This is a genomic window from Microbacterium wangchenii (genome assembly GCF_004564355.1).
GTDB lineage: Bacteria > Actinomycetota > Actinomycetes > Actinomycetales > Microbacteriaceae > Microbacterium > Microbacterium wangchenii.
Map to the genome: position 1 here is coordinate 3,625,392 of NZ_CP038266.1, position 26,520 is coordinate 3,651,911.

25 protein-coding genes are annotated in these 26,520 nt (G+C 70.8%); 10 read left to right on the plus strand and 15 right to left on the minus strand.

Annotated elements, in window-relative coordinates:
* Positions 1–12: 12 nt before the first annotated feature.
* From E4K62_RS17580 to E4K62_RS17590, 3 genes are read right to left on the minus strand one after another with little or no spacing between them, the layout of a single operon-like run.
* Positions 13–1,650, minus strand: a complete 1,638-nt coding sequence (locus E4K62_RS17580) for an AMP-binding protein (protein ID WP_135070098.1) — start codon at positions 1,648–1,650, stop codon at positions 13–15.
* Positions 1,650–2,555: an SDR family NAD(P)-dependent oxidoreductase gene (locus tag E4K62_RS17585; RefSeq protein ID WP_135070101.1), complete on the minus strand. Its 906-nt coding sequence runs from the start codon at positions 2,553–2,555 to the stop codon at positions 1,650–1,652. Before E4K62_RS17585 ends, E4K62_RS17580 begins: the two co-directional genes overlap by 1 nt.
* A complete protein-coding gene (locus E4K62_RS17590; RefSeq protein ID WP_135070104.1) occupies positions 2,552–3,013 on the minus strand; it encodes a MaoC family dehydratase in 462 nt (153 codons plus the stop codon). The genes E4K62_RS17585 and E4K62_RS17590 overlap by 4 nt, the downstream gene beginning before the upstream one ends.
* 105 nt (positions 3,014–3,118) lie before the next feature.
* On the opposite strand from E4K62_RS17590, the gene E4K62_RS17595 reads away from it, so the two are divergent.
* Positions 3,119–3,550: a MarR family winged helix-turn-helix transcriptional regulator gene (locus E4K62_RS17595; protein WP_135070107.1), complete on the plus strand. Its 432-nt coding sequence runs from the start codon at positions 3,119–3,121 to the stop codon at positions 3,548–3,550.
* A 45-nt stretch (positions 3,551–3,595) separates the two neighbouring features.
* On the opposite strand, the gene ligM is transcribed toward E4K62_RS17595, so the two are convergent.
* Entirely contained in the window at positions 3,596–5,002 is a 1,407-nt protein-coding gene (gene ligM, locus E4K62_RS17600; RefSeq protein WP_135070110.1) for a vanillate/3-O-methylgallate O-demethylase, read from the minus strand.
* A gap of 190 nt (positions 5,003–5,192) precedes the next feature.
* On the opposite strand from ligM, the gene E4K62_RS18795 reads away from it, so the two are divergent.
* From E4K62_RS18795 to E4K62_RS17615, 4 genes are read left to right on the plus strand one after another with little or no spacing between them, the layout of a single operon-like run.
* Positions 5,193–5,942: a PIG-L deacetylase family protein gene (locus E4K62_RS18795; RefSeq protein WP_205805828.1), complete on the plus strand. Its 750-nt coding sequence runs from the start codon at positions 5,193–5,195 to the stop codon at positions 5,940–5,942.
* The gene (locus tag E4K62_RS18800) at positions 5,939–6,649 is read left to right on the plus strand and encodes a 4-carboxy-4-hydroxy-2-oxoadipate aldolase/oxaloacetate decarboxylase (protein ID WP_205805830.1); all 711 of its coding nucleotides are present in this window, start codon (positions 5,939–5,941) and stop codon (positions 6,647–6,649) included. Before E4K62_RS18795 ends, E4K62_RS18800 begins: the two co-directional genes overlap by 4 nt.
* The gene (locus E4K62_RS17610) at positions 6,636–7,709 is read left to right on the plus strand and encodes a 4-oxalomesaconate tautomerase (RefSeq protein WP_135070113.1); all 1,074 of its coding nucleotides are present in this window, start codon (positions 6,636–6,638) and stop codon (positions 7,707–7,709) included. The genes E4K62_RS18800 and E4K62_RS17610 overlap by 14 nt, the downstream gene beginning before the upstream one ends.
* 25 nt (positions 7,710–7,734) lie before the next feature.
* Positions 7,735–8,730, plus strand: a complete 996-nt coding sequence (locus tag E4K62_RS17615; RefSeq protein ID WP_135070116.1) for a VOC family protein — start codon at positions 7,735–7,737, stop codon at positions 8,728–8,730.
* A 13-nt stretch (positions 8,731–8,743) separates the two neighbouring features.
* Here E4K62_RS17615 and E4K62_RS17620 read toward each other — a convergent pair whose 3' ends face one another.
* Complete coding sequence (locus E4K62_RS17620; RefSeq protein ID WP_135070119.1) at positions 8,744–9,853, minus strand: 5-methyltetrahydropteroyltriglutamate--homocysteine S-methyltransferase; 1,110 nt, start codon at positions 9,851–9,853, stop codon at positions 8,744–8,746.
* Positions 9,854–10,010: 157 nt separating this feature from the next.
* Between E4K62_RS17620 and E4K62_RS17625 the strand changes: the two genes are divergently transcribed.
* From E4K62_RS17625 to E4K62_RS17640, 4 genes are all read left to right on the plus strand, one after another.
* The gene (locus tag E4K62_RS17625; protein WP_135070122.1) at positions 10,011–11,213 is read left to right on the plus strand and encodes a cytochrome P450; all 1,203 of its coding nucleotides are present in this window, start codon (positions 10,011–10,013) and stop codon (positions 11,211–11,213) included.
* A 62-nt stretch (positions 11,214–11,275) separates the two neighbouring features.
* Entirely contained in the window at positions 11,276–13,051 is a 1,776-nt protein-coding gene (locus E4K62_RS17630) for an ABC transporter permease (protein WP_135070125.1), read from the plus strand.
* A 1-nt stretch (position 13,052) separates the two neighbouring features.
* On the plus strand, positions 13,053–14,231 hold the full coding sequence (locus E4K62_RS17635) for an ABC transporter ATP-binding protein (protein ID WP_135070128.1): 1,179 nt from the start codon (positions 13,053–13,055) through the stop codon (positions 14,229–14,231).
* On the plus strand, positions 14,228–15,457 hold the full coding sequence (locus E4K62_RS17640; protein WP_135070131.1) for a cytochrome P450: 1,230 nt from the start codon (positions 14,228–14,230) through the stop codon (positions 15,455–15,457). Before E4K62_RS17635 ends, E4K62_RS17640 begins: the two co-directional genes overlap by 4 nt.
* Positions 15,458–15,580: 123 nt before the next feature.
* Here the strand turns inward: E4K62_RS17640 and E4K62_RS17645 are convergent, their stop codons facing one another.
* The 3 genes from E4K62_RS17645 to E4K62_RS17655 form a co-directional block, all read right to left on the minus strand.
* Entirely contained in the window at positions 15,581–16,618 is a 1,038-nt protein-coding gene (locus E4K62_RS17645; RefSeq protein WP_167747839.1) for an ABC transporter substrate-binding protein, read from the minus strand.
* 120 nt (positions 16,619–16,738) lie between these two features.
* On the minus strand, positions 16,739–17,722 hold the full coding sequence (locus tag E4K62_RS17650; RefSeq protein ID WP_135070137.1) for a PaaX family transcriptional regulator: 984 nt from the start codon (positions 17,720–17,722) through the stop codon (positions 16,739–16,741).
* A gap of 1 nt (position 17,723) precedes the next feature.
* On the minus strand, positions 17,724–18,260 hold the full coding sequence (locus E4K62_RS17655; RefSeq protein ID WP_135070140.1) for an HtaA domain-containing protein: 537 nt from the start codon (positions 18,258–18,260) through the stop codon (positions 17,724–17,726).
* A gap of 108 nt (positions 18,261–18,368) precedes the next feature.
* Here E4K62_RS17655 and E4K62_RS17660 point away from each other — a divergent pair, with 108 nt between their 5' ends.
* Complete coding sequence (locus tag E4K62_RS17660) at positions 18,369–18,911, plus strand: MarR family winged helix-turn-helix transcriptional regulator (protein WP_167747840.1); 543 nt, start codon at positions 18,369–18,371, stop codon at positions 18,909–18,911.
* A 46-nt stretch (positions 18,912–18,957) separates the two neighbouring features.
* Here the strand turns inward: E4K62_RS17660 and E4K62_RS17665 are convergent, their stop codons facing one another.
* From E4K62_RS17665 to E4K62_RS17695, 7 genes are read right to left on the minus strand one after another with little or no spacing between them, the layout of a single operon-like run.
* The gene (locus E4K62_RS17665; RefSeq protein ID WP_240742751.1) at positions 18,958–20,145 is read right to left on the minus strand and encodes an MFS transporter; all 1,188 of its coding nucleotides are present in this window, start codon (positions 20,143–20,145) and stop codon (positions 18,958–18,960) included.
* 2 nt (positions 20,146–20,147) lie between these two features.
* Entirely contained in the window at positions 20,148–21,395 is a 1,248-nt protein-coding gene (locus E4K62_RS17670) for a 2-hydroxyacyl-CoA dehydratase family protein (RefSeq protein ID WP_135070146.1), read from the minus strand.
* Positions 21,388–22,431 carry a 2-hydroxyacyl-CoA dehydratase family protein gene (locus tag E4K62_RS17675; protein ID WP_135070149.1) on the minus strand — a complete coding sequence of 348 codons (1,044 nt, stop codon included), beginning with the start codon at positions 22,429–22,431 and terminating at the stop codon, positions 21,388–21,390. The genes E4K62_RS17670 and E4K62_RS17675 overlap by 8 nt, the downstream gene beginning before the upstream one ends.
* Positions 22,428–23,666, minus strand: a complete 1,239-nt coding sequence (locus E4K62_RS17680) for a CaiB/BaiF CoA transferase family protein (protein WP_135070152.1) — start codon at positions 23,664–23,666, stop codon at positions 22,428–22,430. Before E4K62_RS17680 ends, E4K62_RS17675 begins: the two co-directional genes overlap by 4 nt.
* On the minus strand, positions 23,663–24,796 hold the full coding sequence (locus E4K62_RS17685) for a CapA family protein (protein ID WP_135070155.1): 1,134 nt from the start codon (positions 24,794–24,796) through the stop codon (positions 23,663–23,665). The genes E4K62_RS17680 and E4K62_RS17685 overlap by 4 nt, the downstream gene beginning before the upstream one ends.
* Complete coding sequence (locus E4K62_RS17690) at positions 24,793–25,602, minus strand: amino acid ABC transporter ATP-binding protein (RefSeq protein WP_135070158.1); 810 nt, start codon at positions 25,600–25,602, stop codon at positions 24,793–24,795. Before E4K62_RS17690 ends, E4K62_RS17685 begins: the two co-directional genes overlap by 4 nt.
* Positions 25,599–26,510 carry an amino acid ABC transporter permease gene (locus tag E4K62_RS17695; protein ID WP_135070161.1) on the minus strand — a complete coding sequence of 304 codons (912 nt, stop codon included), beginning with the start codon at positions 26,508–26,510 and terminating at the stop codon, positions 25,599–25,601. The genes E4K62_RS17690 and E4K62_RS17695 overlap by 4 nt, the downstream gene beginning before the upstream one ends.
* Between the last annotated feature and the right edge of the window lie 10 nt (positions 26,511–26,520).

Here is a 26,520-nt window from a genome sequence, read left to right on the forward strand (position 1 = left end):
TGCGCACCGGGTTCAGCCGCGCAGCGCGCCGGGTGCCGGTGCGTCGGCGTCCGCGCGGGCGCGGTCGGCGATGACCTGCTCGCGGAGCCGCTCCAGGCCGACCTTGCCCGTGGGGGTGCGATCGAGGGCGCCCAGGAACAGGATGTGCCGCGGCTTCTTGTATCCGGCCAGCATCGCGCCCACATGGTCGACGAGATCCTCCGCCGTCACCAGCGGGTCGCGGCGGACCACGACGGCGGTGACGATCTCGCCGAACCTGTCGTCCGGCACGCCGACGACGGCGGCGTCCCCGACCCCGGGGTGCGCCATGATTGCTTCCTCCACCTCCTGCGGATACACCTTCTCGCCACCGGTGTTGATGACCCCGCTGCCCCGGCCGAGCAGTTCGATGTGGCGGTCGTCGAGCACCCGCACCCAATCGCCGGGGATGACGTGGCGCACCCCGTCGATGAGCGGGAAGGCCGCCCGGGTCTTCTCCTCGTCGCCGTGGTATCCCAGCGGCAGTGCGCCCCGCTGGGCGAGGACCCCGACCGCACCCGGGCTGTCCTGGACGTCCCGTCCTTCCGCATCCCGCACCGTCGCGGTCGGCACGAGGCGGGGCCGGCCCGGCAGGTCGTGCGCACCGGTCGTCGTGGTGACCGCGAACAATCCGCCCTCCGTCGATGCGAGCATGTCGAAGATCGTGACCGGGGCGATCGCGTGGAGCCCCCGTTTGGCCTCCGCGCTGAAGCGCATGCCCGAACTCTGCACGACCTGGAGGGCGGGAAGACGGATGCCACGGCGCTGGGCCGCCGCGACGAGGGGCAGCACGATGGCGTCGCCGGCGACGATCAGCCGGTTGGCACCATGCGTGGCGGCCAGATCGAGCGCCGCGTCGGGGTCGAATGCGGCCGAAGACGTGATCAGCACCGTGCCGCCGAGTGAGAAGGTGTTCATCGACGTCGTCAGCGCGGTGCCGTGCATGAGCGGCACGAGCGGCAGGGTCGCCACGCGCGGGGTGGCCGCGTCGACGGCGATCGCGACCGCCTCTTCCAGCGTGGTCGGGAACGGCAGACCGGCCATGGCGTAGGTGGGGGTCAGCTGCGCGGCGAACATATCGCCGACGTTCCAGCGGACGGCCTTCGGGCGCCCCGTCGTGCCGCCGGTGTAGATCCACAGCTCCCCGTCGTCGGGCGCAGAGGGTGGCAGCTCCCCCGGCGCGACCACGGCCTCCTGCCACGGGATGCCCGGCACCGCGTCCGCGTCATCGGCATCCGCGATGTGCACGGCCAGCGGCGGGCGGGCAGCCCCCGCCAGGGCGGCGGCGACGGTGTCGGCGGCGCTCGCGGGAAAGACGAGCGCGGCCGCATCGGAATCATCCAGCAGTTCGCGCAGTTCGCCGGCGCGGAAGCGGAAGTTCATCGGCGTCGGTGTCGCGCCGATCGCCAGGCACGCGAAGAACACGACCAGGAACTCGGGACGGTTGTACAGCAGGATCGCCACGCGCTCCCCCGGACCCACCCCATGCCTTCGCAGCGTCGCGGCGAATGCTGCCGCCTCCGCCGTCACGCGCGCGTAGGTCCACTCCTCCCCGGCGGCGGTGACCATGGCGATGCGCTCGGGAACGGCGCGGGCCACGCCCTGCCACAGGTCGGAGTACGGTGCGCGCATCAGCTGGCCTGCGGCCCGGAGCTCTGGGCGAGGCTCGAGAGCTCTCCCCGCCACGCCGCGTCGATCTCCTCGGCGCTCCACCCGCCGTCGCGGTCCGCTGTCCGCAGCACGGCGGGGTGGGCGTACAGCGTCAGCCGGTCGCCGCCGATCCCGATCGCCTGCCCGGTGACCGAGGCCGACGCCTCGGATGCCAGCCAGACGATGAGGGATGCCACGTCCTCGGGCGTTCCCAGCGCGTGCTCGCGCCGGTACTCGGCGGGGATGCGGCCGGTCGCCAGGAAGTCGTCGTACACCTGGGTGTAGGCGGGCATCGTGGCTGTCATGGGTGAGAGGGCGGTGGGGATGACCGCGTTGACGGCGATGCCCGCACGTGCCAGCTCGAGCGACCACGTCCGCGCCATCGCTACCAGCCCCGCCTTGGCCGCGGCGTAGTTGGTCTGGCCGAAGCTGCCGAACTGGCCGGCCGGCGAGCCGATGAGCACGATCCGTCCGCCCTCGCCCTGCTCCCGCATCCACACGGCCGCCGCGCGCCCGCACGTGAACGAGCCGCGCAGATGCGTGTCGATCACGAGGTCGAAGTCGTCGTCGGACATCTTCCACAGCACGCGGTCGCGCAGCACGCCGGCGTTGGCGACCATGACGTCCAGGCGTCCGAACGACTGCACCGCCGCGTCCACGAGGGCATCGGCGGTGGCGGCGGGCCCGACCGCGCCCGGCACGGCGATCGCCCGTCCACCCGCGTCGGCGATCGCGGACACGGTGCTCTCGGCGGCGTCGGCGTCGAGGTCGTTGACGACCACGGCCGCGCCGGCGGCGGCGAGCGCCCGTGCGTACGCGCGGCCGAGGCTGCGCCCGGCGCCGGTCACGACCGCGACCCGGTCGTCCAATCGGATCGCGCCGCTCATGCGTAGTACCTCAGGACCAGCTCGGCCACGCACGCCGGTTTCGTCCCGCCTTCGATCTCGAAGGTGACCGGCGTCTCGATCTGCCATCCGCCCGCCACCTCGGCGACGGTCGCCACCTCGCCGCGCACCCGGATGCGCGAGCCCACAGGCACCGGCGCGGGAAAGCGCACCTTGTTCATGCCGTAGTTGACGCCCATGCTCGCGCCGGTGACCTCGAAGACCTCGGCCATCATCGGCACGACCAGCCCGAGCGTGAGCAGGCCGTGGGCGATGCGCGTGCCGAACGGCGTGGCCGCCGCGAAGTCGGCGTCCAGGTGGATCGGGTTGCGATCGCCCGTCACCGCGGCGTACTGGTCGACGCTCTCCTGCGGCACCGTCATCCACTCGCTCGGCCCGAACGTCGCCCCCGTCAGGGTCGGCAACTCTTCGATCGGCACCCGCACCGCGTTCGCACTCATCCTGGCTCCCTCGCCCGATGCATCTGCGCATCAGTATCAGGCTAGCTGAAACTTGAGCGCCTGCGCTAGTCTCGCGTGCGTCGGGAAGGAACGGAAAGGATCCGCATGACCGAGGCAGGCGGATTCGTCTACGTGATCAAGCAGCTCGAGCTCGCGCTCCGCCCTCGCCTGGAAGCGGCGTGCGCGGAGGCGGGGATGACCGCCGCGCAGTTCACCGCCCTCACGGTGCTGCGCCGGCGTCCGGGGACCACGAGCTCGGATCTGGCGCGCCGCTCCTTCGTGCGGGCGCAGACCATGGCCGGAACGCTCGAGCCGCTGATCGAGGAGGGACTGATCCGCCGGGAACCCGACCCGGGGCATCGCCGCCGCATCCGGCTGTTCCTCACCGACGCCGGCGTGCGCGCGATCGACCGGCTGGAACCGCGCGTCGTCGAACTGGAGCAGACGCTGCTGAACGGCCTGGATGAGGACGAGCGCGAACTGTTCGCCGATTACCTGCGCCGGGCCCGTCACGCCATGCGCGACGAGCACCGATGACACGCGCCGGCGGGAGTTCGTCCTCGTCCGCCGGCGCGCGTCGTCCTACTTGGCGTTGGCGGTGCGCCAGCCGCCCTGGTACTCGGTGCGGGCCGTCTCGGCGTACGGCACGGGGCTCACGATCGCGCGGATGGCGATCTGATCGTGGGGCTCCACCGTGGTCTTGCCGGAGCCGCCGTCGGGCTCGCCCCAGACCACGCGCACTTCAGCGCCCACCGGAACGTCCGCATCCACGGTCGCCAGCGACAGGCCGCGCTTCTCGTTCGCCGTGACGCCGGTGAACAGCGACAGGCCGACCGTGTTGCCGTCGGCGTCGATGACGGCGTCGTAGTTGGACGAGCCGTAGTTGGCGTTGGGCAGGTCGAAGAACTGGTAGCCCGGCCCCTCGCGGTCCAGGACGCTCGCGAGCACCTTGGTGAGGTCTTCGTCGTTCCAGGCGAGGGTGACCTTGCGGCGCTGCGCCGACGGGTCGATCTTCTCGAGGGCCTCGCGGCCGATGAAGTCGTGATCGAACTTCACGAACGAGCCGTAGCCCAGCTCCCAGGGGTTCAGGTAGTAGTCATCGATGTCGGCCGACACGAACGATCCCGCCAGCGCGTTGATCGCCTCGTAGCTGTTGCCGGGCAGCCACTCGCGGTACCGGCGCTCGATGTCACCCCCGCTGTAGACGGCGGGAAGCGGCGAGGGGATCCAGCCCGACTCCAGCGTGTTCGAGGAGTAGGCGCGCGAACCGCACGGCTCGATCCCGAACTCGGCACCGGCCGAGAGGATCGCGTCGCGGATCTTCTCGTGCTGCTCGTACGGGCCCCACAGCTCCAGACCGGGGGCGCCGGCCATGCCGTGACGGAGTGTGCTGACCTGCTCGCCCGCGATGGTGAGGTGACCCATGTGGAAGAACTTGACCTTCTCCAGGGTTCCGCCGTTGAGCTTCTCGATGATGGCCCACGCGTTCGGACCCTGGATCTGGAAGCGGTAGTACTCGCGGTGCACGGCCTTGCCGTACGGGCGGGACGGCGAGCGGTCGTCGTAGCGGACCTGCACGTCGTAGCCGCCGGTCTCGGCGTGGAACTGCAGCCAGTTCGCCGCCGGCGCGCGGCCGACGTAGACGTACTCGCCCTGCGTCTCGTGGAAGAGGATGCCGTCGCCGATGACGCCGCCGTTGGATGCGGTGGGCACGAACTGCTTCGCGGTGCCGACGGGGAAGTTCGCGAAGCTGTTGATGCCGGTGTCGCTCAGCAGCTTCAGGGCGTCGGGGCCGGAGATGAAGAAGTTGACCATGTGGTGGGTCTGGTCGTAGAGCACGGCGGTGTGCCGCCATGCCTTCTGCTCCCGGCGCCAGTTCGTGAACTCCGCCGGCACCACCGGGTAGATGTAGGTGCCGAGTTTGGAGTCACGGAGCATCTGGACGATGCTCCCTCGCTCGTCCATCAGCTGCTGCAGGTTGTCCGCCATGTCGGCTCCCTCGACCTCGTCGTCCGTCGTATGGGGTCCGGCGCACCGGTTCCCTCTGCCCATAGTGGTTTTGGTAACCAAGATTGTCAACAGAATCTTGCTCCGGGGACGGGAGTGTGGTTCGCTGTCTCCGGATCGACCGGGCATGCATCGCGGCGTGCGCCGGTGGCGATCCGCGACGGGAGTGGACATGGCAGAGGACGCGCTTCTGGTGATCAGCGCCCACGCGGGCGACTTCGTCTGGCGTGCGGCCGGCGCGATCGCCGCCGCCACGCAGCGGGGCGAGCGGGCCACGGTCGTGTGCCTGAGCTACGGCGAGCGCGGCGAGTCGGCCAGCCAGTGGCTGCAGGGCAAGTTGCTCGAGGAGATCAAGCAGATCCGCCGCGCAGAGGCCGAGGCCGCGGCATCCGCCCTGGGCGCCGACATCGAATTCCTCGATCTGGGCGACTACCCCCTGCGGGAGAGCGCCGAGGCCGTCGCGCGGCTCGTCGACGTCTACCGCCGCGTGCAGCCCACCGTCGTGCTCACGCACACCCTCACCGATCCGTACAACGGCGACCACCCCGCCGCCGCCCGCATGGCGCTGGAGGCGCGCGTGCTCGCGCAGGCCATCGGCGTGGCCAACTCGGACGGCTCCTTCCCCACGAAGGACGAGATCATCGGGGCGCCGCCGGTGTTCTTCTTCGAGCCCCACCAACCCGAGCAGTGCGACTTCCGTCCCGACGTGCTGCTGGACATCACCGACGCCTTCGCCCTCAAGCGCGCGGCCATGGAGTGCCTGCCGGCGCAGAAGCACATGTGGACCTATTACACCGACCTCGCGGTGCGCCGCGGCGTGCAGCTCAAGCGCAACGCCGGCCCCAACCTCGGTCTCGCACACGAGACGATGGGCGAGGCGTACATGCGCTACTTCCCCCAGGTCACCGGGACGCTTGCGTGAACCGGCCCGTCATCGTCACCGACATCGCCCGCGCCGACGCGGCGACCGTGGATGCCCTCGCGGCGCACGGCGTCGCGACGGTGCACGAGGCGATGGGCCGGACCGGCCTCGTGGGGCCGGGGATCCGCCCCATCCAGGACGGCGCCCGTACGGCGGGCACGGCCGTGACGGTCCTTCAGGCTCCCGGCGACAACCTCATGATCCACGCGGCCATCGAGCAGTGCCGGGCAGGCGACATCCTCGTCGTGGCCACGACCTCCCCTTCCACCGACGGCGCGTTCGGCGACCTCTTCGCGACGGCGCTGACGGCCCGGGGCGTGCGGGGCCTGGTCACCACCGGCGGCGTGCGCGACATCGCCGACCTCCGCGACATGGGCTTTCCGGTCTGGTCCCGCGCGGTCCACGCGCAGGGCACGGTCAAGGCCACGCCCGGATCGGTCAACGTCCCCATCGTCGTCGAGGGAGCCGTCGTCCACGCCGGCGACGTCGTGATCGCCGATGACGACGGGGTCGTCGTGGTGCCGCGCGCCTCCGCGGAGGCCGCCCTCGCCGCCGCCGACGCACGCGTGGCCAAGGAGTCGGCCGACCGGGAGGCGTACGGCAGCGGTCGGGAGCTGAGCCTGGACCGCAAGGGACTGCGTCCCCTGTTGGCGGAGCTGGGCGTGACCTACCTCAGTCAGGCGGAGTACGACGATGGCGGCCGCTGACGCGTTCCGCGCCGGCGTGCGCTGCATGCTCATGCGCGGCGGAACCTCCAAGGGCGCGTTCTTCCTGGCCGAGGACGTGCCGGCCGATCCCGCCGAGCGCGACGACCTGATGCTGCGCGTCATGGGCAGCCCCGACGCCACCCAGATCGACGGACTGGGCGGCGCCCACCCCCTCACCTCCAAGGTCGCGATCGTCTCGCGGTCGACGCATCCGGACATCGACGTCGACTACCTGTTCCTGCAGGTCGCGGTGGACGAGCCGGTCGTCGCCGACGCCCAGACCTGCGGCAACCTGCTCGCCGCGGTGGGCCCGTTCGCCCTCGAGCGCGGGCTCGTCGCCGCCTCCGGCCCCCACACGACGGTCCGCATCCGCCTCCTCAACACCGGCGATGTCGCGACAGCCTCCTTCGCGACGCCCCACGGCGAGCCCGACTACGACGGCGACGTCGCGATCGACGGCGTCCCCGGCACGGCGGGCGGCATCTCGCTCGAGGTGATCGGGGGCGACAAGGCGCTCCTGCCCACGGGCCACGTGAGCGAGGAGATCGACGGTCACCCGGCGACCCTCATCGACAACGGGATGCCCGTCGTGCTGCTGCGGGCCGAGGAGTTCGGCGTCACCGGCGATGAGACGCCGGAAGAACTGGAAGCGCGCGCCGACCTCCACGCCGCCCTCGAAGGCCTCCGTGTCGAAGCCGGCCGGCGCATGGGGCTGGGCGATGTGACGGCCCAGACGGTGCCGAAGATGATCCTGCTCTCCCCGCCCTCGCACGGCGGCGCCGTCGCGACGCGCGCCTTCATCCCCGCCCGCGTGCACACCTCGATCGGCGTGCTGATGGCCGCGTCGGTGGCCGCCGGCATCCGCCTGCCCGGCGCCGTGGGTGCCGACTTCGCCGAGCTCACCGGCGAGGTCACCGATATCGAACACCCCACGGGGACCTTCCCCGCCACCGTCACGGTGTCGCAGGATGACGAGGGCCGCTGGCGCGCGTCGTCGGTCTCCACGCGCACCGCCCGCAAGATCTTCGATGGCACGGTCTTTCCCCGGCCGCGCCCCTGAAACGTCTGTCAGAGAGGACACCTTCATGGCCACCAGCGAGAATTTCGACATCGCCCACCTCGGCGGAGTCGAACTGTTCACCCCGAAGTTCGAGGAGAGCCTGCACTTCTTCCGCGACCTGCTCGCGATGCGCGAGGTCGCCCGCATCGGCGACTCCGCCTATTTGCGCTGCTGGGACGAGTACCAGCTGTACACGCTCAAGCTCACCGCCTCCGACACCAACGGGGTGGGACGCACGCTGTACCGCGCGTCGGGTCTGGAGGCGCTGGAGCGCCGTGTCGCGGCGATCGAGAAGTCCGGACTCGGCCACGGCTGGCGCGACCCGGAAGTGGGCGTCGGGCGCTCGTACGAGTTCGAGGACCCGGATGGGCACCTCATGGGCATCTACTACGACACCGAGCTGTACGTCGCCGACGACGAGGACCGCCCGGCGCTGAAGAACCAGGCCTCGGCGTTCCCGGGTCGCGGCGTGAACGTGCGGCGCATGGACCACATCAACTACCTCGCCGCCGACGTGAACGCGGCCGGGGAGTTCTGGCGCGACGTCATGTGCGCGCGCGAATCCGAGCGCGTGCGACTGGACGACGGCCGCTTCGGCGCGTGGTGGTTCCGCTTCAACCAGAAGTCCTACGACGTGGTCTACTCCGACGACTGGACCAAGCAGCGCGGACGCTTCCACCACTTCGCCCTCGCCCCCGACACGCGCGAGGACATCCTCAAGGCCGCCGACATCTTCCTCGAGAACGGCGTGCACATCGAGTACGGCCCGTACAAGCACGCCATCAACCAGACGTTCTTCCTGTACGTGTGGGAGCCCGGCGGCAACCGCATCGAACTGGCCAACGCGGGTGCGCGCCTGATCCTGGATCCCGACTGGCCCGTCGTGGAGTGGACGCAGGCCGAGCGCGCGAAGGGTCAGGCGTGGGGCATGAAGACGATCCCGACCTTCCACACGCACGGCACCCCGTACGTGGAAGGCCAGGAGGAGCTGGACCGCAAGGCGCTCGCCGGCGAGCTCTGAGCCGCGGGGGGCCTCAGCCCCAGACGCTGCCGGCCACGTCGACGACGAGCCGCACCTTCGCCCACTGCTCGTCCTCGGTGAGGGTGTTGCCCTCCTCGGTGGATGCGAAGCCGCACTGCGGGCTCAGCGCGAGCTGGTCCAGCGGCGCGTACTGGGCGGCCTCGTGGATGCGGCGGCGCACGTCGTCCGCGTCCTCCAGGGCGCCGGTCTTGGTCGTGACCAGGCCGAGTACGACGGTCTTGTCGCCCTCGGGCAGGAAGCGGAGCGGCTCGAAGCCCCCCGCGCGGTCGCTGTCGTACTCGAGGAAATACCCGTCGTACGCGGTGTTGCCCAGGAGCTGCTCGGCGACCGGCTCGTAACCGCCGGAGGAGATCCACGTGGAGCGGAAGTTGCCGCGGCACACGTGCGTGGTCACGGTCAGGTCGTCGGGCTTGCCGTCGAGGATGCGGTTCAGCAGGGTCGCGTACCGCTCGGCGATGCCGTCGGTGTCGATGCCGCGCTCGCGCGCCTTGGCCAGCTCGACGTCGGAACAGAGGTAGGCCCACGCGGTGTCGTCGAACTGCAGGTAGCGGGCCCCGGCGTCGTAGAAGGCCGCGAGGGCGTCGCGATACGTGCGCACGAGGTCGTCCGTGATGGCGGCGTGCCCGTCGTAGACGGCGGGATCGATGTGCCCCGGTTCGACGCGGAAATCCAGCACCGTCGGTGCCGGGATGGTGAACTTCGGCGTCGCGCCGGTGGCGGCGGCATCCTCCTGCAGCGCGCGGAAGTGCGCGAGGAACGGGTGGTCGGCGGGGAAGCCGATCGGCCCGGAGATCTGGATGCCGCGCGGCTTGGTCTGCACGCCCTGGAACTGGATGCCGTGGTCCAGCTCGACGATGTCGACGCCGTCGAGCAGGCCGAAGAAGTCGAAGTGCCACCACGAGCGGCGGAACTCCCCATCCGTGGCGACCTGCAGCCCGTTCTCGGCCTGCCGTCGCACGAGCGTCTCGATCGCCGCATCCTCGGCGGAGCGCAGCTCCGCATCGCTCGCCGTCCCTTCGGCGTGACGGTGCCGGACATCGGCGAGGGAAGCGGGGCGCAGGAAGCTGCCGACGATGTCGGCGCGGAAAGGAGGAGTGGACACCCTGCGAGCGTAACGAGGCCGGCCGCCGGACCGAATCGCGGCGTCACGCGACGTCACGCGCGCGCCGCATCGGCGAGCACACGCCGCTCCGTGTATGACACGATGAGGAACGATCGGAACAGTTTCTGTGACTTTACTCTCTCGATGGTGAGGCAGCATGCGCGTCGACGACTTCGACCCCACGGCCACCGACGACCCGGCCGGCACGCACACGATGTACGCGAGCCTCCGAGAGGCGTGCCCCGTGGCCTACTCCTCGGCGTACGGCGGGTTCTACGCGCTCACCCGTTACGCAGACGTGCGGGATGCCGCGGCCGACCCGCGCACGTTCATCTCCTCCGTGCGGGCCGTGGTGCCCAGCGACCCGCGGGGACTGCGCCGGCCTCCCCTGAACTTCGATGCCCCCGCCCACACCCCGTACCGACGCGCGCTGGACCGCACGCTCCAGCGCAGCAGGCTCGTGCGGCTGGAGCCGGAGCTGCGCTCGCGGGCTCGGGAGGCGCTGCGCCCCCTGCTGGACGCCGGCGAGGGCGACATCGCAACCGACTTCGGCGTGCACTTCCCCGCGTGGGTGACCACGACGTGGCTGAACCTGGAGCCGGAGGTCGCACCGCATCTCGCGCGCACGTCGTTCGCGTGGGTCAACGCGTGGCGGCGGCAGGACGCGCCGACGGTCACGGCGATGAGCGAGAAGATGTACGACATCGCGCGCGACCTCGTGCGGCGGCGCCGCGCGGACCCGCTGCCCGAGGACGAGGATCCCGCCAGCTCGCTCCTGGCCGAGCGCGTGGACGGCGAGCCCCTCGCCGAGGAGCACATCATCGGGGCGCTGCGCCAAAGCCTCGTCGTCGGCATGGTGGCGCCTCCGATCCTCCTCGGCTCGATCGTGCGGCACCTGTCGGAAGATCCCGGCCTGCAGGATCGACTGCGCTCGGACGCGTCGCTCCTTCCCGCGGCCGTGGAGGAGTTCATCCGCCTCTACACGCCCTACCGCGGTTTCGCCCGCACGGTGTCGCAGCCGGTGACGCTGCACGACCGCGCGATCGAGCCGGGCGTCCCGGTGACCCTCGTCTACGCCGCCGCGAACCGCGACCCCGAGATGTTCGCCGATCCTGACGAATTCCGGCTGGACCGACCCAACATCCACCAGCACCTCGGGTTCGGGCGGGGACGCCATCGCTGCGCCGGGATGCCGCTCGCGCGCATGATGATCGCGATCGCCCTCGAGGAGATGCTCGCGGCGACCTCGAGCATTCGCGCCGTCGGGCCGTTCGAGTACGCCCGCATGCCGGAGGTCGGGCTCACGTCCGTGCCCGTGCGGGTCGAGCGGGCGACCGCCGCAGCCACCTCGCATCCTTGACTTGGGGATTGCCGGTCGTTAGCTTTTCTGTAACATATCCGATTCGACGAAGACGGACACCGATGACGACGCTGTCTCCCCCGACCGTCCCGCCTCCCGCCGGCCCGCCGACGGTGCCCTTCGGCGCCGTCGAGGTCGCCCGCGCGCGCCGCCGGCCCTCGCCGTTCACCGTCGTGTGCATCGTCGTGGCGGCCGCGATGGGCGCCCTCGGCGTCATCCCGCTCGTCGCGGTCGCCGTCAGCGCCCTCACACAGGGCCAGGAGGTGCTCGATGCGCTGGCGAAGGAGGACGTGTTCGGGCTCGTGCGCAACACGCTCATCGTCGTCGCGGTGAGCACCGTCTTCGCCCTCGTCATCGGCGCCGTGCTCGCCTGGATCAACGAGCGCACGGATGCCGGCATGGGCCTCATCACCGAGGCCATGCCGCTCATCCCGTTCATGCTCCCGCCGATCGCGGGCTCCATCGGATGGGTGCTCCTGCTCTCACCCCAGGCCGGCTTCTTCAACGGGATCATCCGGTGGTTCCTGGGACTGTTCGGCATCCAGGCCGAGCAGGGACCGTTCGACATCTACACGTGGTACGGCCTCATCCTCGTGTACACGATCTACGCGGTGCCCTACAGCTTCATGATGTGTACGACGGGGCTGCGCAACATGGATCCCTCCCTCGAGGAGCAGAGCCGTGTGAGCGGTTCGTCGATGATCCGCACGCTGCGCAAGGTGACCCTCCCGGCGATGCTCCCCAGTCTCCTGGGCGCCACGATGCTGATCCTGATGAGCAGCTTCGGGCTGTTCTCCATCCCGAGCGTGATCGGCCGCGGTGCCGACATCCCGATCCTGTCCACGCGCATCGTGCACCTGCTGAACTTCACCTTCCCCGCCCAGACCGGTGCCGCCATCGGCCTGAGCCTCATCCTCGTGGCGTTCGTGGCGGTGTTCTGGTGGGTGCAGACGGCGACGCTGAAGCGCGGGCGATTCGCCACGATCGGCGGCAAGGGCCAGCGCGCGACCCGCATCCGGCTCGGCAGGGCGCGTCCGTGGGTGCGGGCGGGGGTCGTGCTGTACATCCTCTTCACCACCATCGCCCCGGTGCTCGCGCTCCTGGTGGTCTCCCTCAACGGCTTCTGGACTCTCAACATCGACTGGGGCGCGCTCAGCCTCGACGCGTTCTTCGACGCCCTCTTCCAAGACCGCTCGACGCGACGGGCCCTGACCAACAGCCTCACTTTCGGCGTCATCGGCTCGATCATCGGCATCGCGGCGGTCGCGCTGGCGTCGCTGTGGATCGTCCGCTCGCGCAGCCGCGTGGCCCGGTTCCTCGACGGCACGATCAAGTTCCCCGCGATGCTGTCGCACCTGATCATCGCGGTCGGCTTCGTGCTGGCGTTCGCCGGTCCGCCGTTCCAACTCGGCGGCACGGCGATCATCATGATCGGCGCATACCTGGCCCTGTACATCCCGCAGGCGTCCGTCAGCGCCGACACCGCCGTCGCCCAGGTGGGCAAGGAGCTGCCCGAAGCCTCGCGCGTGTCGGGAGCGGGCGAGGCGCGCACCATCCGCCGCATCTTCCTGCCGCTGATGGCACCCGCCCTGATCCTGGGGTGGTCGATGCTGTTCGTGCGCATGATCGGCGACCTCACCGCGTCGTCGATCCTCGCCGGCACGCGCAACAACGTCATCGGCTTCCGGATCCTGGAGATCTACCAGAACGGCTCCTACGCCGAACTGGCGGCCGTGTCCACCTTCCTGACGGTGCTCAGCGCCGTGATCGTCATCGGCGTGCTCGTGGTGTCCCGACGCCTCGCACGCTGGAACCACCAGAGCCTCGGAGGCAAGTGACATGATGCAGACGCTCAAGACCCGCATGGCCGGCGCCGGCGTGCCTGAGGGCACCGCTCCCGTCGTGCGCTTGCGTGAGGTCGCCAAGCGCTTCCGCCGGGCCGACGGCACCGTCGCGAACGCAATCGACGGCGTGACGCTGGATGTCATGCCCGGCGAGTTCGTCGTTCTCCTCGGGCCCTCCGGATGCGGCAAGACCACACTGCTGCGCACGATCGCCGGCCTCGAACGCGCCGACGAGGGCGAGATCGACATCCACGGGGCGACGGTGTTCTCCCACGAGCGGCGGATCGAGCTGCCGCCGGAGAAACGCAACCTCAGCATGATCTTCCAGTCCTACGCACTGTGGCCGCACCTCACCGTGTTCGACAACGTCGCGTATCCGCTGCGCAGCCGCAAGCAGCGGTACTCCAAGGCGGAGATCGCAGAGAAGGTGAACCGCGTGCTCGAGCTCGTCGGGGTCGGCGAACTGGGCCGGCAGTTCCCCGGTCAGATGTCGGGCGGTCAGCAGCAGCGCGTCGCGCTCGCCCGCGCTCTCGTGGACGGCGGCGATCTCGTCCTCTTCGACGAGCCGCTCTCCAACGTCGACGCGAAGGTCCGCGAGACGCTGCGGCGCGAACTGCTGGAGATGCAGCGCACCCTCGGCTTCGCCGCCGTCTACGTCACGCACGATCAGCACGAAGCCATGGAGCTCGCCCACCGCGTCGCCGTGATGGGCGCCGGCAAGGTGCGCCAGCTCGGGCCCCCCACCGAGGTCTACTCGGCGCCCACGAGCCGGTACGTGGCGAACTTCATCGGTACGACCAACGAGATCCCCGCCACCGTCCAGGCGCTGGAGGGCGAGACGGTGACCCTCGACACGCCCGCAGGGGAGGCCCGCGGCATCCGCGCCTCCGACGGCCTGACCGTCGGCGACCGCGTCGTGGCGTGCTTCCGCCCCGAGTACGGCATCGTCGGCGAGCGGCGGGACGACGGCAACGTGTGGGCGGGCATCGTCGAACGCGTGCTCTTCCTCGGCGCCACGACCGAGACGATCGTGCGGCTGGGCGGAACGGACCAGCGGGTGCGGGTGACGACACTCGGTGAGCCGGCGCACCGCGACGGCGACGACATCACGCTGTTCGTGCCGGCCGCGCGGCTGCGGGTTCTGGCCGAGGGCTCGACGGGGGTGAGCGCATGACGATCTCCGATGTCCCCGGCATCCGCGACGACGAACGGCGCCGCGACGCGCACGACTTCGATCCTGTGCGCCCCGAGGAGACGTTCACGAGTGCGCACGAAGAGTTCCAGGAGCTCCGCGGCCGGCATGGCGGGCTCGTGCGCAGCCAGGAGTACGACGGGTTCTGGGCCGCGGTCGGCTACGACGAGGTGCTGCAGGTCATCACCGACATCCAGCACTTCACCACGCGCAAGCAGAACGCCGTCCCGAAGTTCGCCTTCACGGGCGTGCGGCCGCCGCTGCACCTGGATCCCCCCGAGCACACCGCCTACCGTCGGGTGATCAACCGCTTCTTCACGCCGCCGCGCATGCGGGCGCTCGAGCCGCACGTGCGGGAGGCGGCGGTGTCGCTGCTGGACCCGCTGCTGTCCGAGCGCTGGGTCGACGTGTGCAAGCAGTACGCGCACCGCTTCCCCGCATACGTGTTCGCGAAGTTCTTCAACCTGGACGTGGCCACCTCCGAGCTCATCAAGAACGTCAGCGGCACGTACGTCGACGCCATCCAGGTGCTCGATCACGACACCGTGAAGTCGCTCAGCGGCCGGCTCTACGAGATCGCGCAGGGGATCATCGACGAGCGGGTGGCGGGGGACTTCGACCCCGAGGAGGACCTCACCGCGGGGCTGCTGGCCGCACGGCACGAGGGCGAGCCGCTGCCGGCGGCGATGATCCTCGGATGCGTGCGGCAGCTCATCGTGACCGGGATGGTGGCGCCCAGCGTCTTCACGGGCAACATGTTCGTGCACCTGAGCCGCCACCCCGCCCTGCAGGACGCCCTGCGCGCCGACCCGTCGCTGATCCCCGCCGCCGTCGAGGAGATGCTGCGGCTGTACTCGCCCTACCGCGGCATGGCGCGCACGGCGCGCGAGGACGTCGTGCTGTCCGGCCAGCTCATCCGCCAGGACGACCCGATCGCGCTCGTGTACACGTCGGCCAACCGCGACGAGAAGGTGTTCCCCGACGGCGAGCGCTTCATCCTGAACCGCGACAACATCCAGCGGCACATCGCGTTCGGGCGGGGCACCCACAGCTGCCCCGGTGCCCCGCTCGCGCGCATGATGATGTGCATCACGCTGGAGGAGGCCCTGGCGCGCACCGCGTCGTGGCGCCTCACCGGCGAGCCGGAGATGGCGATCTGGGCCGAGTGGGGCACCCGCTCCGTCCCCCTGGACTTCGTCCGCGCCTGACCCGCTCCCGCCCCCGTCCCGCCCCGTCCCGTCCCCTGTTCCGCGAAACAGCAACGCACCGTCGAGACCGCGACATTATGTCGCGGTCTCGACGGCTGCGTGCAGTCTCGCGGGGGGGCGAGGTCAGAGGCCGAACGCGTCCAGGATCGCCTGTTCGTTCTCGAGCGCGGTGTCGCGGTCGATGCGCACGTACTCGGCGGGCATCTCGTCGAAGTTGTACGCGGAGATGTTGCCGGCGGCGGCGTTGAGGATGTCCTGTCCGGCCTCGGAGAGCACGAAGTGCGCGAACAGCCGGGCGGCGTTCGGGCTCTGCGCATCGGCGGAGAGCGAGAGGACGATCTCCGGCCCGTTGGTCAAGTCCGGAACGGTGAACTCCACCGGCGCGCCGCTCTTGGCCGCCCCCGCGACCACCTGCCCGACGTTGGGCCCGGTGACCGCGCCCTCGCCGGCGCCGAGCGCCTCGGTCATCGGCACGACGGAGTTGTACAGGCGCACGGCGTTGTCGGCGATCGCTTCCACCGTCTCCATTCCGTAGGCCTCGGCAACCATGGTCCAGAACTGGATGTAGGCCTGCGAGGACGACGGGTCGGTCAGGAGGAGCTTGCCCTCGTACTGCGGGTCGGCGAGATCCTCGAAGGTCTCCGGCGCCGGCAGATCACCGAGCGCCTCGGTGTTCCATGACAGGCCGCTCGGTGCGAACTGCACGACGGCGACCGCGCCGTCGGCAAGCTTGCCCTCCTCGGGGAACTCGTCGTACCCGGGGATGTCCGCCTCATCCAAGCCCAGGAGCCAGCCCTCGTCGAGACCCTTGTCGATGAACTCGTCGTAGCTGGGCATCACGAGGTCGGCGGCCGGAGCGCCGGCCTCCACCTCCGCGCTGTAGCGCGCGGCCAGCTCGCCGCCGGTCATGCGCACGAACTCCGCCTCGATGCCGTACTCGTCGTAGAAGGCATCCGCGAGCTGCTGGGCGGTCGCCTCAGGCGGCGTCAGGTAGAAGACGAGCGACCCCTCGTCCTGGGCCGCCGAGACGAGTTCCTCGAGCTCGTCACCACCGGTGCCGCCGCCGCCGGTGGCTGCGGGTGTCTCATCGCCGCCGGCGCATCCGGCCAGTGCCAGGGTCGCGGCGGCGACGAGTGCGATCGCCGAAAGAGAACGCCTCATGAGTGACTCCATTGTCGAAAGGATGATTGCTTACGTCAATGTATCCGGGCGTCACTCTCAACGTCAATTGAATTGTGACACGAAACGTACATCCGCCGGGTTCAGCGAAGCCGGCGGGCGCTACGGGGACGCGGCGCCGCCGCCTTCCTGCAGCATTCGCGCCATCTCCTCGCTCATGCGGGCGTCGACCGTCGGTACGGCGTGATGGGTCACGATTCGCGACAAGGATGCGTCGTATCGGGCGATGAGGTGTCTCACGTGCGCTGCCGCCTTCGGCCCCAGGCGGTCGTACAGCTCGAGGAACAGCGCGCGCGCCGCGGGGCGCGGCCAGTCCTGCGGAAGCAGCTCGGCGGGAAGCTCGGGGTCGGAGAGGCGGAACGCGAGCCAGTCGTTCGTCAGCTTGGTCCGCAGCAGCAGCGCCTCACGGGGATCGACGTCGCCCTCTGCCCACTTCCGCCGTGGCGCGTACTCGTCGAGGAAGGCGCGGTACTCCCCCGCGAGGCCATCCAGTTCGAACGCGTCGGCAACGGCCTCGCGATCACCCTCGCGCATGCCCCATGTGGCGTGCATGACATGCCCGGCCGCGACGCCGAGCTCGTCCAGCAGGGCGACGGCGTCGGCGCGGCGGTCGTGGGGGCTGATCCACACCCCGTCCTGCAGATCTCCGAAGGCCATGTTCTTCAGCCCGTTGCGCAGCAGGCGCCGCACATCGCGCTCAGCCTCGGGGATCGAGAAGGACACGAGCGTCCAGTGCCCGTCCCAATCGGAGAAATCCGCGCCGAACGTCACGGCCCGCGCCAGGCGCAGCCGCTGGTTCGCGACGATGTCGCCCGGGATGCCGTAGTAGGTCGCCCGTCCCTGTTTGCCCTGTGCCAGCAGTCCGCGCTGGGTGAGTCGGCGCATCGCCTGCCGCGATGCGTTCTCGTTCGCGCCGAATTCCGCGAGCAGATCCACCAGGGCGGCGGAGGGCAGCAGTTCGTCGCGGGCGAACCAGTAGTCCCCGAGCAGCGTGATCAGCAGATGCTGCGGCCCGCCGCCGGAATGGGGACGGGGAAGGCGCCGCGTCCGCGTGTGCGGCAGCGTGAAGTCGGTGTCGTCGTCCATGTCACTGATCCTCGGGCACAGCGTCCGCGGGCAGCGCCACACGGATGTCGTCGAAGGCCGTGCCGGCTGCGTAGACGTCGCCGAAGACGGCGACCCCTTCCTCGGTGAGCGTCGTGGACAGCGGCGGGAACACGACCCAGCGCCCTTCGATGAGGACGGGGGCGGCCCACTCGAGCCGCACGATCGGCAGCGACGCGCCGTTCGGGCCGTCGACGCTGAGCAGGCCACCGGATTCGTCCAGCTCGACGACGGGGTGACGGAGTGCGACATCGAGCATGCCGAAGTGAGCCGCGAAGCGCACCTCGCCACCGAAGCCGATCCGCCAGGACGGACCGCTGCGCTCGAGCGTGCGCAGCGGGAAGCGGAACATGCCGTCCCCGTCGGTCTCCACGCCGTCGTCGCCGTACAGCTGCCCGTCGGGGTTGCCCAGGACATAGCGGAGGAAGCTGTCGCGCACCCCCCAGTACAGTCCAGGCACCACGCCGGATGCGTCGGCAGGAGGGGGTCCGGTCACCTCGGTACCGCTGACATCCACCATGACGGTCGTCCCTCTCGTTCACCACTGATCCTCGCACGCCATCGGGAGATGTGCGTCGGCGAGCGCGCGCCAGACCCCGATGGCGTGAGCCGGAACTACAGTGAAGTCGTGGACGACGTCGTGCCAGATCCCCGCGGGACTCCCGCGATCGACCGCCTCAACTACACCGCGTACCGCCTGTCGCGCGCACTCAACCGCGCCGCGGAGAACACGGCGCTGGCGCGGGGGATCACCCAGCCCCAGCTGCTGATCCTGCAGGTGCTCGGCGAGGGTGTGCCACTGTCCAACGCGCAGGTCGCCCGCCGCACGTTCGTCAGCTCTCAGGCCGCCCACGTCGTCTCGGAGGAGCTTCTGGCGGCGGGCTACATCGAGAAGGTCGCCCATCCCACCAATCGCCGCGTGCGGCTGGTCCGGCTGACGGAGAAGGGCTGGACGGAGCTCCAGGAGTGCACGGCCGAGCTGCAGGAGCGCGAGCAGCGCCTCTCCACCGAATTGGGCACGCCCCTCGGCGACTCGCTCGCCGACGTGCTGACCCGCGCCGCGGGGGTGCTCGCGGGCGGTTATTTCGGTGACAAGGATGCCGAGGCCGAGGCGGTCGCGAAGCGTCGGCGCCCGGCCCGCCCGACGCGGGGCCGGCCACGCACGTCGTGACGGGGGCTGCCCTGACCGTGGGCCGTGAGGCCGTGTACGCGGGCAATCACGCCGGGCGCGTGCGCACGCGCACGAACGCCGTGCAGGCGAGAGCGGCGACACCCCCGATGGCCATCGCGACCTGCCACGACGTGGCGTCGATGACCGTCCCCATGAGGAACGCCCCCAGGGGCGCCATGCCGTAACTGCCCAGCGTCACCAGCGACATCGCGCGACCGAGCTGAGCGGGCGGCACGCTCACCTGCGCGGCGGCCTGCAGGACACCCAGGTAGTACCCGATCCCGATGCCCAGGACGGGCGCGAGGAAGAGGAAGACCCCGAGCGTGGGCGCGGCGGCGTTGGCGAGCAGGGCGAGACCGAACACCGCGCACGCCCACGCGAGCGAACGCACCGACACCGACACGGGGGTCGCCGCCAGCATGCCGCCCACGATCGCCCCGACGGCGTTGAGCGCGTGGGCGGCCCCCACCATCGTGGCGTCGCCGTCGAATCCCAGCGTCACGCTGGAGGTGATGACGACCATCATGTTCATCGCCAGCAGGGCGATGGCGCTGTTGACGACGAGGATCGTCACGAAGTCGCGGTTGCGCAGCGGGGTCCCCTGGGCGCGCCGGCGGGCCCGGTCCAGTCGCGGACGCGCGTGCAGACGCGACGGGCGGATGCACGCGATGGCCACGAGCACGACGGCGAACGAGGCGGCGTTGATGATCATGCACCACGCTGCCCCCAGGCCGGCGAACGCGATCCCGGCGAGGCCCGGCCCGATCGAGCGCGCGGCGGAGAGGGCGATCGTGGAGAGCGAGACGGCGCGCGTCAGGGTCTCGGGTCCGGCGATCTCGAAGATGATCGCCTGGGCGGCCACGCGCTCGAACGTGTTGACGCAGCCGAGGACGAAGACCAGCCCGTAGACGAGCCGCAGATCGGTCGTGCCGGCGACCACCGTCGCCGCGAGCCCCGTGGCGACCAGAACCGATCCGGCGGAGGTGACGAGCAGGATCGTGCGCGGTCGGAACCGGTCGGCCACGCGCCCTGCCGGGATCGCCAGCAGAAGCAGCGGCGTGAACTGCGCGATCGTGACCGCGCTGAGTGCCTGGGCGCTGCCGGTGAGATCGAGGATCACGAGCGATAACGCCAGGTTCTGGAACCACGTGCCGGTGTTGGAGACGACCTGCCCGGCGAAGTACAGCGAGAAGCGGCGGTTGCCGAACGGCCGCAGCGCGTCGAGACCGCCCACGGTCAGCGGGCGGGCACGCGCGTGCGCAGGAACTCCGCGATGCGCTCCCCCACCCGCGCGTCCTGGGTGGAGCGCGAGTCCGCGTTGTTCGCACGGATCTCCAGCACCGGGACGCCGCGTTCCTCGAGCGCCGCGCTGATGAAGGATGCGCCGGGGGTGTCGTCGGCGACGAGGTGCACGACACCGTCGACGCCGTGCGCCAAGGCCTCCTTCACGTACCAGCTGGAGGACATCGGCGGCACGTACAGCAGGTCGGTGATCCCGACGAACCGTGCCGCGAGGGCCCGGACGGGGTCGGGGCCGTAGCGCGCGTACCCGTCGGCGGCGATGGCGAGGTACATCGACCACACGAACACCGCCCCGAACTCCTCCTGGAACGCGCGGTACATCTCCAGATCCGACCACAGGCCGCGCCCGATCCACATCAGCCGGCGCCGCTCCTCACGGCAGACCGCGTCGCCCCGTTCCATCCGCGCGGCGACCTCGTCGTGCAGCCGCTTGGCGGCGGTCACGGCCCATTCGCTGCCCCGGTGCCACTGCGGCACCATGACGCTCGGGATGGAGTCGGTCACCGCGACGGGCGCGGGCCGGGCTGCGGCGAGCAGGTCGCGCGTGCGGCGGTTCCACTGCGCCTGCTCGTTGCCCAGCGCCATGATCTCGGCCAGGCGCGAATGGTCGAAGCTCCGGCCGGTGCGCTCCTCGAGCCACGCGATCAGGTCGTGGATCTCGGCGGCGAGCAGGTCGATCCGCTCACGTCCGAAGACCTCCTCCCACCCGTCGGCGACGCGCTCCCACCAGCCCTCGGGTGCGGGATCGGCCGCGGTGCGCGACAGCAGGAACGTCTCGGTGCCCGGGCGCTGCCCCCACAGTTCGAAGATCTTGTGGGTGACGTCGCCGCCGCGCTCGGCGACGGCGAAGGCGGGGGTGGGCAGGCCGCCCCACGGCGCGTCCTCCGCCGGCAGATCCTGGGCTCCCAGCGCCAGCGCGTCGTACTGGCGGCTGTCGTCGGGCAGCCCCAGCGCGGTGAGCCGGCGGAGACTGTCGGGGCCGCGGCGTTTGGCGGCGATGACCGAGGCCCACCACTGGTTGACGACGTAGGGGATGCCCATCGCCCGGAAGACCTCGTGCGGCGCGTCGGCGTTCACGAACGCGATCGGCGCGTCCGCTCCGCTGGATCGCCGCAGCGACTGGAACCACTCGCGCTGGTACGCCGTCGCGGCCACCGCGCTGTCGAGTCTGCCCTCAGGCATGGTGCTCCTCCCCGCCGCTCAGACCTGCCAGCACGCCGCCGACCGCGGCGTCGAGTCCTTCAGCGGTGATCCCCACGCTGCGCTCCAGCGCAATCCCGGTGTCCGCGAGGGCATCGGCCGCCGCGGCGAGATCCCACAGGGGCGCCTCATCTCCCCGCCGGATGAGGGCGAGCACGACGTCGGCCTGCGCCGCGACGGCGATCGCGCGCGTCGTGGCCGCACGCTCGGCGATCGTGGCGACGGCCGAGCCGCTCGTGCGCGCGAAGTGCGCATCGATCAGGCCCGCGTAGACGGCGTCGGCGTCCGCGGCGTCGACACCGGCTCCGAGCCACGAGAGGTCCCCGGTGTCGTGGTCGTCGGAGACGATCGTCGCCCCGGATGCCTCGAGGGCGGCGTACACCGAGGGGTCGGGATGGTTGCTGCCGGTCACGTGCACGCGGAGGCCGCCTGCGCGAGGCTCGGCGGCGGCATCCAGCAGTTCCACCGCGGCGGCGGGGGGCGCGGATGCGGCGGCCAGCAGGGCCGTCAGTGCCGTGGTCCCGCCGACCTCGGGCGGCTGGGCGCGGCGCCGCGCCTGCAGGCGCGAGACCGCGGCGCCCACGGCGCGCTCCTCGGCCGCGGCGTCACGCCACGCGGCGGCATCCGCGGTGCGGCCGGAGACCCGTTCGCAGAACGCCGTGAGGGCCGCGAGCTGCACCCGAGCGAAACGGCGGGTGGCGGGAGTGTCCTGCCGCGGCAGGTCCAGCAGGTGCACGGGCGGGATGCCCTCGCCGCGCAGCATCCGCAGCACGTAGAACAGCCTCAGGTTCGCCTGCGAGTCGTTGCACACCACGAGGGCGTCCAGCGCGTCGGTCGCTGCGCCCATGAGACCGGTGAGGATCACGGCGGCAGACCGGTCGACGGCGCCGAGGTGATCGGCCGCGACACGGTCGACGGCGCCGGCCCAGCTTCCGGTGAGACGCTGCGGGGCGGCGCCGGCGGCTCGCACGATCTGGCGGGGGACGTCGTTGCCGACGATCCCGATCGTGGGGGTCACAGCACGCCTTCGGACCGCAGCTGGTCGATGGTGGCGTCGTCGTACCCGAGCATCGCGCCCAGGACCACTTCGGTCTGCTCCCCCAGCCCGGGTGCCGGGCGGGACAGGTCGGTGGCGCTGCGGGAGAAGGTCACGGGCAGCCCGCTGCCGTAGAGGCCCTCCACGAATCCGAACTGCGGGTGGATCAGCGGCACGACCTCCTTGCGGGACAGGACGAGCTCATCGCGGACGGCCTCCGCGGTGTCGCGCACGGGGGCCGCCGGCACGGCGTGGGCCTCGAGCGCTGCGAGCACCTCGCTGACCGGACGGCGAGCCGACCACTCCTGGATGCGGCCGTGCAGGTCACCGGCGTTGCGCACGCGGGCATCGCGCGTGGCGTAGTCGGGGTCGTCGACGAGGTCGGGACGGCCGATGGCCCGCAGCAGCCCCGCCGCGAAGGCGTCGGTGGGAGCGCAGATCGCGAACCAGCCGTCCACCGCCCGGAAGGTGCCGAACGGGGCCAGGCGCGGGACGACGGCACCGGTGCGCAGCGGGATGCCGACCGATTCGAGGGCGTCGAACGGCTCGCACGCGACGAGGGAGGTGAGGCTTCCCAGCATGGACACGTCCACATGCTGGCCCTCCCCGGTCTTCTCGGCGTGCAGCACCGCGGACAGCGTCCCGATCACGGCGAACAGCGGAGCGACGAGGTCACCGACGGGCAGCCCGAACCGCACCGGCGGATCGCCGGGCTCCCCCGCCGTCATCATGACGCCGCTGAGGGCCTGGATGATCGTGTCCATCGCCTTGCCGTCGCCGCCCTGCGCGCCGAAGCCGCTGATGGAGGTGTAGACGAGCCGGGGGTTCACCTCCCGCACGGCGGCGTAGTGGATGCCGAGTCGCTCGGTCACCCCGGCACTGTAGTTCTCCACGACGATGTCGGCCTCACGGGCCAGGTCGAGGAACACCTCCCGGCTGCGCGGATGCTTCAGATTGAGGGTGATGCTCTCCTTGTTGCGCCCCCGCACCATCATCGACACCGACATGTCCTGCGCCGACGTGCGCCGCAGGCTCAGGCCCTCCTCGGTGACGTAGGGCGAGTTGTTGCGCGACGAGTCGCCGCCGCGCGTGGGGTTCTCGATCTTGATGACGCGTGCGCCCAGCCCTGCCAGCAGGAGCGTCGCGTACGGACCGGCCAGCGCCGTCGTCAGATCCAGGACCGTCTTCCCTTCCAGGGGGCCCCTCTTGGTACTCATCGTGCTGATCCTCCCTGCGCGACCAGAAGCCGGTCGTCGTGCCATGTGAAACTCGTGTCGAACCCGGCCTCGGCCGTGATGGCCCGGATGTACTCCCCGACCGACTCGCCTCGCCCGGATGCCCCGGTGGGCACGGGTCGGGCGTCGTCGTCGATCCAGCACGGCACCAGCGAGGCCGACACCGTCCCGTCGGCGGAGACGTCCGCGCGCGCGATGGCGGTGTTGCGACTCTCGGGGTGGAACGGGTAGTCGGGCATCGCCGGGTCGGGGACGAACCCGAACAGGCGCACGCGCTGGCGTGCCCACGCGGCCCGTTCGGCGGCGTCGCCAGGTTTGGCGGTGAGGGCCTGGGTGACGGTGGCGAAATTGCCGAGGCCATGGAAGATCGGCCGGTCGCGGTAGATCTCCACGCCCTTGAAGATGTGGGCGTGGTGGCCGAGGACGACGTGGGCGCCCGCATCCACCATCGCGTGGGAGATCTCGCGCTCGTAGTCGGCGATCTCGGCCGGCACGTGCACGAGTCCCTTGTGCAGCGCGACCACGACCACGGCGCCCGTGGCGGCGGTCTCGCGGACGGCGTCTGCCACGCGCTGCAGCGAGCGCTGATCGGCGAAGGTGTGGATGCGCGGCGGCCCGCCGGGGTTGGCCCCGCGCGTCTCGTAGTGGGTGATCACCTCGATGTAGGCGGCACCCGGCTTCAGCGAGGTCGCCCACGTCTCCCGCGGTCCGACGCAGTTGACGCTGAGGACGGCGACCCTGCGCTCACCGTCGGCGACGATCGCGGGGGCGAGGGCTTCGGCGAAGTCGTCGCCGGCTCCGGCGGTCAGCATCCCGCGGTCCGCGCAGTGCCGGCGGGTCTCGGCGATCCCTTCCGGCCCGAAGTCGAACACGTGGTTGCCGGCGAGGGTGAGCACGTCGAATCCCGCGGCGGCGACGGCGTCCAGCGCGCTGGGTGGTGCAGGGAGGGCGGGCACGTCGGTCGTGAGGACGCGGGCGCTGTGCACGTGCGGCACCTCGAGGTGACCGATCACGACGTCCCCGCCGGCCAGGACCGGGACGGCGGCGGCGAGCAGAGCGGTGGCATCCGGCGTCTCGAGAACGAGATCGCCGGTGGCGAGCACGGTGGTCATCGCGGCGGCGTCTCCGTCTGCGCGGTGCGCGTGAGGAAGGTCTGCAACCGGGTCGAGCGCGGGGACTCGAAGAACTCCTGAGCGGGCCGGTCCTCGATCACCTTCCCCTCGGCCATGAACACGCAGCGATCGGCGACGCTGCGGGCGAACGCCATCTCGTGCGTGACGACGACCATCGTCATCCCCGACACCGCGAGGTCTTTGATGACCTGCAGCACCTCGTCGACGAGCTCGGGGTCGAGCGAGCTGGTGGGTTCGTCGAACAGCAGCACGCGCGGGTTGGCTGCGACGGCGCGCGCGATCGCGACGCGCTGCTGCTGACCGCCGGAGAGCTGGCGCGGGTGCGCGTTGGCCTTGTCAGCGAGACCGACCCGCTCCAGCAGGTCCATCGCGCGCTGCTTCGCCTCTGCGGGGGGCACCCCGTGGACCGTGATGGGAGCCTCGGTGATGTTGCGCAGGACGGTCCAGTGCGGGAACAGGTTGAACTGCTGGAAGACCATGCCCATCCGCCGCCGCTGCCGCTGCACGTCGACGTCGCGGAGCGGCCGGATGTGGCTGCCGTGCACCTCGTAGCCGAGCAGCTCGCCGTCGAGGTACATCGCGCCCCCGTCGATCGACTCCAGCTGGTCGATGCAGCGCACGAGGGTCGACTTGCCCGAGCCGGACGGGCCCAGCACGGCGACGACCTCGGAGTCCTCCACGCGCAGGTCGACGCCGTCCAGGGCCGGGCGGTCGCCGCCGCCGCCGAACGATTTCCTCAGCCCCATGACCTCGAGGACGGGGATCGTGGTGCGTTCGACGCTCATGCTGCGGCCTCCAGACGTTGAACCGTGCGACGGACCCGGGTGGACCGCGACAGCCCGCGGCTGAACCGCGCTTCCACGCGACGCTGCACGAGGGTCAGCAGCGTCACCACGACGAGGTACCAGATGACGGCGACCAGCAGCATCGGCACCACCTCGTACGTGCGGTTGTAGATGACCTGCACCGAATGCAGCAGGTCGCCCATCGCGATGACGCTGACGAGCGACGTGCCCTTCAGCAGCGCGATCACCTGCGAGCCGGTGGGCGGGATGATGACGCGCATGGCCTGCGGCAGGATGACGCGGCTGAAGGTGCGCCACGGCGAGAAGCCCATGGCCTTGGCTGCATCCCGCTGTCCCTGGTCGACCGAGAGGATGCCGGCGCGGATGATCTCCGCCATGTAGGCGGCCTCGTGCAGGGACAGGCCGATGATGGCCGCCGTCAGGGGAGTGATGATGTCGTTCGTGTTCCACGAGAACAGCTCGGGGCCGAACGGGACGCCGACGGCGAGCTTGGGAACGAGGTAGGCGAGGTTGTACCAGAAGATCAGCTGCACCAGCGGGGGCACCCCGCGGAACACGCCCACGAACGCGATGCACGCCCACCGCACGGGTCCGAAGTCCGACAGCTGACCGGCGGCGAGCGCCGTGCCCAGAATCGATCCGAACACCATCCCCAGTGCGGTCAGCAGCAGCGACATGAGCAGCCCCAGGAGCACCGACGGTGCGAACAGGTACTGCGCCACGACCGGCCATTCGAACCGCTCGTTGGTGATGAGGAAGACCAGGAGCTGGACGACCACGAGCGCGAGGAGGACACCCACCACCACCCGCCACGGCCGGAACCGGGGGCGGGCGTCGGCGACATCCGCGGCTCCCGCGCGCGGTGGCGTGATGATCGGGGTGGTCACGGGTGCACTC